The organism is Pseudomonas sp. SDO5591_S426, from assembly GCF_054070755.1.
This window is the reverse complement of sequence record NZ_JBSVXD010000384.1, coordinates 1-1,721: the sequence shown is the minus strand read 5'-3', so window position 1 is coordinate 1,721 and position 1,721 is coordinate 1. Positions and strand designations below refer to the sequence as shown.

Here is a 1,721-nt window from a genome sequence, read left to right as displayed (position 1 = left end):
CCATTGAAGATCAAGATCAAAAGATCGCAGCCTCGTTTCACTCGACAGCTCCTACAGGAGATTTGAGGGGTATTTGAAAATGCTGCAAGTCGACAAGCTGCACCAGTATTACGGCGGTAGCCACATCCTGCGCGGCCTGACGTTTGATGTGAAGGTTGGCGAAGTCACTTGCCTGCTCGGGCGCAATGGCGTGGGCAAGACCACCCTGCTCAAATGCCTGATGGGTTTGCTGCCGGCCAAGGAAGGCGCGGTGAACTGGGAAGGCAAACCGATCACCACGTTCAAGCCGCACCAACGGGTGCATGCCGGCATCGCCTATGTGCCCCAGGGCCGAGAGATCTTCGGTCGCCTGACCGTCGAGGAAAACCTGCTGATGGGCCTGTCGCGTTTCCCCGGCAGTGAGGCGAAAGAAGTCCCGGCGTTCATCTATGAGCTGTTCCCGGTGTTGCTGCAAATGAAGCAACGCCGGGGTGGCGACCTGTCCGGCGGCCAGCAACAACAACTGGCGATCGGACGCGCCCTGGCCAGCCGCCCTCGCCTGCTGATTCTCGATGAGCCGACCGAAGGTATTCAGCCGTCGGTGATCAAGGAGATCGGTGCCGTGATCAAAAAACTCGCGGCCCGTGGCGACATGGCGATTCTGCTGGTGGAGCAGTTCTACGATTTCGCCGCCGAACTGGCCGATCAATACCTGGTGATGTCCCGGGGCGAGATCGTGCAACAGGGACGTGGCGAAAACATGGAAGCCGAAGGTGTGCGCGGACTGGTTACCATCTAATCTGTAGCGACCTAACGATAATTAGAAATCATGAATTTACCTGCCCAAACAATGCTGTTCACCCCGAGCTGGCACGCCGAGCTGGAGTTGGGCTACGCCCGCTTCGGCGACAGCACGCGCCCGGTCCAGCGCCGTCACCTTGGCCCCTTGCGCGTGCAAAAGCACCTGTATGCCGAAGGGCCTGAAGTCTGTCAGCACATCATCGTCCACCCGCCGGGCGGGATTGCCGGTGGTGATCGACTGGACATCTCGGCCAGCGTTGGCAGCGACGCCTGGGCGCAAATCACCAGCCCCGGCGCGGCCAAGTGGTATCGCGCAGCCGGTCCCGCCTATCAGCGGCTGGACTTGCGAGTGGCGGCCGGTGCGACACTGGAATGGCTGCCGCAGGAGACGATCATTTTCAGTGCGGCGCAGGCTGAACTCAGCACCTCGATTGACTTGGAAGGCGACGCACGCCTGCTCTACTGGGACGTGGTGGCTCTGGGTCGCCCGGCCAGCGGCGAACGCTTCGACCTCGGGCATTTTCAGGCGCAACTGGATATCCGTCGCGACGGCCAGTTGCTCTGGTACGAACGTCAGCGCATTGTCGGCAATGACGGTTTGCTTGATTCGCCGATTGGGCTGGATGGGCAACCGGTGTTTGCGACCTTGCTGGTGACGGGCGAGATCGACAGCGACTTGCTGGAACAGTGCCGCTCGCTGACTCACAACGTGCGCGGGGATCTGACGCAATTGCCGGGGTTGCTTGTTGCGCGGTGCTTGGCTAGCGAAGCCCTATTGGCGCGCGGCTGGCTGATTGATTTGTGGAGGTTGCTGCGCCCGGCATTGCTTGGTCGCGAGGCCATACCACCGCGAATCTGGAACACCTGAACACTGATCCCTGTGGGAGCTGGCTTGCCAGCGATGCTTTTGGCGGCCTCGAGGTCCCCATCGCTGGCAAGCC

Annotated in this window: 2 protein-coding genes; both read left to right on the top strand. The window is 61.1% G+C overall.

All coding sequences use genetic code 11. From position 1 onward, the window contains the following. Positions 1-79 precede the first annotated feature (79 nt). A complete protein-coding gene (gene urtE / locus ACW9JC_RS30160; RefSeq protein WP_008031204.1) occupies positions 80-778 on the top strand; it encodes an urea ABC transporter ATP-binding subunit UrtE in 699 nt (232 codons plus the stop codon). Positions 779-808: 30 nt separating this feature from the next. Next, positions 809-1,648, top strand: a complete 840-nt coding sequence (locus ACW9JC_RS30155; RefSeq protein ID WP_457459619.1) for an urease accessory protein UreD — start codon at positions 809-811, stop codon at positions 1,646-1,648. Positions 1,649-1,721 lie beyond the last annotated feature (73 nt).